We start from the raw sequence: 2,906 nt of genomic DNA, 5'->3' as shown, positions 1-2,906 counted from the left end.
GTGAAATCGGTCACCGTCTAGCCGTCGACGAAGCCTGCCTCGCTCCAGTTGAAGCTCTCACGTTCAGCACTCCCGGATGTTTCGCCCGCCGCTGTGCTGTCCCCATAGATCAGGTCGTCACCTGCGCCGCCCGACACAACATCGTCCCCGCCGCCTGCGTAGACATCATCATCGCCTGCGCCTGCCGGCTCTCCCCGTGGCGGCTGGTTCGCGGTCTGTCCATCGCCTACATCGAATCCATCCGCTCCACGCCCCTATTGGTTCAGATCTACTTCCTGTACTTCGGCCTGCCCACCCTGGGCCTGCGGGTACCGGAGCTTCAGACGGGCATCATCGCCTTGATGCTCAACAGCGGCGCCTACATCGCCGAAATCGTTCGGGCCGGAATGACATCGGTGCCCAACGGCCAGATCGAAGCGGGCATCTCTTCGGGACTGAACTACTTTCAACGCATGCGCTTCATCATCCTGCCCCAGGCCTTGGGAGTGACCGTGCCACCGCTGCTGGGACAGGCCATCGTCCTGGTGAAGGATTCCGCCCTGCTCTCCTTGATTTCGGTCATGGAACTGACCCGCGTCGGACAGACGCTTACCTCCGAGCGTTTCATGCCCTCGGAAGCCTTTTTCACCGTGGCCTTTTTCTACCTGTGCATCTACTTCGTACTGAAATCCCTGGCCGACTGGTCACAGAAAAAGCTCATCTTCAGGGAGGCCTACTAACCATGATTCTCTTTTACTTCCAGCGGTTGGTTGAAATTTTTCCCTTTTTCCTCAAAGGGCTGTGGATGACCGCGGCAGTATCAGGAATCAGTTTAATCATGGCCACAATTTTCGGGTTGCTGCTGGGCATTGCCCGCGCTTCGGAAAACAAGCTGCTGGGCGGGCTGATCGGCGCCTATGTGGCCGTTATCCGGGGAACGCCCTTCGTGGTACAAATCTTTATCATTTTTTTCATTCTGCCCGAATGGGGAATTCAGCTGGAAGCCTTGCCGGCTGCCATACTCGCCTTGACCATCCTGGGAACGGCCTTTATTTGCGAAATCGTGGCCGGTGGGATCAAAGCGGTCCCGGGAGGCCAATGGGAGGCAGCGGCATCGTCGGGCCTGAACATATATCAGCAGTTGCGCTACGTGATCATCCCCCAGAGCCTGCAAACCATCTTGCCGCCCCTGGTGGGCCAATATGTGCTGCTGATCAAGGATTCCTCGGTCGTTTCGGTCATCGGCGTGATGGATCTAACCCGCGTGGGATGGGTGACCGTGAATCGGATTCCGGAAGGGTTGATGGTCTTCTCACTGGTGGGTATTCTCTATTTCGTTATCTCTTACCCGCTGATAAGGCTGTCCAACCGACTCGAAAAGAAAATGGCCACCCAGCAGCTCATGCTTTAAGTTTGGCAAAATAGCAAATCGGAAAGAAACAAATGATCAAATTTAACGGTGTCAACAAATGGTTCGGCAAGCTGCATGTCCTCAGGGATATCGATCTGCACGTCACGCCGGGCGAAGTGGTGGTGATATGCGGCCCCAGCGGCTCCGGCAAGTCAACCCTGATCCGCTGCATCAACCGGCTGGAGAAGTTCCAGAAAGGCGAGCTGTTCGTCGACGGAACGCCCCTGCACGACCATTCCACCAGCCTGACCAAACTGCGGGCGGAGATCGGATTCGTCTTTCAACAGTTTCACCTCTACCCCCACATGACCGCCTTGCAGAACGTCACCCTGGCGCCCATCAACGTGAGGAAAATGAAACGCAGCGACGCCGAAAAGCTGGGCCGGGAAAAACTGGCCCGCGTCGGCTTGGCAGACAAGGCCGATTCTCATCCAACCCAACTTTCTGGCGGCCAGCAGCAGCGGGTGGCCATCGCCCGGGGGCTGGCCATGTCGCCCAAGATTATGCTCTTCGACGAACCCACCAGCGCCCTGGATCCCGAGATGATCGGCGAAGTGCTGGATGTGATGGTCAAACTGGCCAGTGAGGGCATGACCATGTGTGTGGTCACCCATGAGATGGGTTTTGCCCGGCAGGTGGCCCACCGAGTTATTTTCATGGACGAGGGCTCTCTAGTGGAGTCCGGAAAACCACACGACTTTTTCGCCAATCCCCAGACGGACCGCGCAGCTCAGTTCATCAGTAAGATTCTTACGCACTAGCGGAATCAGGCCGGCGGTTTTTTTGTCGGCTGGCAAAAAATGTTTTCTATTGATCGTTTCGAAACACCCTCGAAGTCAGGGTCAGCTGACGGGCCTGATCGATGAGCGCCTCCATAACTGAAATTATCACGCCAACAGTTTCTCCAATTCTTCTGCCGAATGTGTTGCGAGTCCTAAAGTTTTCATCGTACGTCTGGCTTCACCCACATAATCTCGTTCCATCAACAGCGAAACTAGCGTGATCACAGCCGAAATCACCGGCGTCTCTACCCCGACCTGTTCCCCCAAATTCTGGAGGAAAACCAGACCGTATCCCACATCTTCATTGAAATACCGGTAATCCAGACTAGGCTGGGCTTTGACCCCCGCGAATCCCGGTGCGGTGTTAAATCCGCTGTCATAGGTGGCTTCTGTCATATAGCCTTGGATGACGCCTAATTCCGGATCGGGAATGACCTCCACGCCCAATTTATTCCCGATGGCGATTCGTTCTCTATCAACCCCTTCGACCAGCCTGCCGACCGCCGGTGTGACGCCCTGGTGATAAAAATCGAAATCACCCTTGGTGCGTTCGATCTGCGCGACATTCATGAGCGTAATCGCAGGATGGATGACCGGGTTGCCGTTCTGCAGGCTGGTCTGGAGTATATTCTTTGCCGCGCTCATTGTCGGGTAGACATCGCTTACCTGCGCCAGCACAGAGCCGGTTTTCTTGGCCGGAACCGCCGCCAGCAGCAACCCGCCTTTGAGCTTGT

At 56.0% G+C, this 2,906-nt stretch carries 4 protein-coding genes and 1 pseudogene; 3 read left to right on the top strand and 2 right to left on the bottom strand.

Annotated features, from left to right (window positions below; translation table 11 throughout):
• Positions 1 to 17 precede the first annotated feature (17 nt).
• Positions 18 to 143: pseudogene (locus tag ABYV26_RS24010) on the bottom strand (hypothetical protein); the annotation flags it as partial.
• Between ABYV26_RS24010 and ABYV26_RS24005 the strand changes: the two are divergent.
• The 3 genes from ABYV26_RS24005 to ABYV26_RS23995 are packed head-to-tail and all read left to right on the top strand — an operon-like array spanning position 105 to position 2,151.
• Positions 105 to 719, top strand: coding sequence for an amino acid ABC transporter permease (locus ABYV26_RS24005; RefSeq protein WP_372683878.1), 615 nt, complete (start codon positions 105 to 107; stop codon positions 717 to 719). The pseudogene ABYV26_RS24010 and the gene ABYV26_RS24005 sit on opposite strands and share 39 nt — an antisense overlap.
• 2 nt (positions 720 to 721) lie before the next feature.
• The gene (locus ABYV26_RS24000; protein ID WP_372683877.1) at positions 722 to 1,390 is read left to right on the top strand and encodes an amino acid ABC transporter permease; all 669 of its coding nucleotides are present in this window, start codon (positions 722 to 724) and stop codon (positions 1,388 to 1,390) included.
• Positions 1,391 to 1,422: 32 nt separating this feature from the next.
• On the top strand, positions 1,423 to 2,151 hold the full coding sequence (locus ABYV26_RS23995) for an amino acid ABC transporter ATP-binding protein (protein WP_372683876.1): 729 nt from the start codon (positions 1,423 to 1,425) through the stop codon (positions 2,149 to 2,151).
• A 126-nt stretch (positions 2,152 to 2,277) separates the two neighbouring features.
• Here ABYV26_RS23995 and ABYV26_RS23990 read toward each other — a convergent pair.
• A partial coding sequence (locus tag ABYV26_RS23990) for an NAD/NADP octopine/nopaline dehydrogenase family protein (RefSeq protein ID WP_372683875.1) occupies positions 2,278 to 2,906 on the bottom strand: 629 nt, incomplete at its 5' end.

It is taken from the genome of Desulfosarcina sp. (genome assembly GCF_041551955.1).
In the GTDB taxonomy this organism is placed as follows: domain Bacteria; phylum Desulfobacterota; class Desulfobacteria; order Desulfobacterales; family Desulfosarcinaceae; genus Desulfosarcina.
Note: the sequence above shows the minus strand (reverse complement) of the source record. Positions and strands in the feature narration are given on the sequence as shown.

Excerpts from the sequence above, each read along its gene's own strand:
- ABYV26_RS24000 (WP_372683877.1), top strand. The coding sequence starts at position 722 with ATGATTCTCTTTTACTTCCAGCGGTTGGTTGAAATTTTTCCCTTTTTC.
- ABYV26_RS23995 (WP_372683876.1), top strand. The coding sequence starts at position 1,423 with ATGATCAAATTTAACGGTGTCAACAAATGGTTCGGCAAGCTGCATGTC.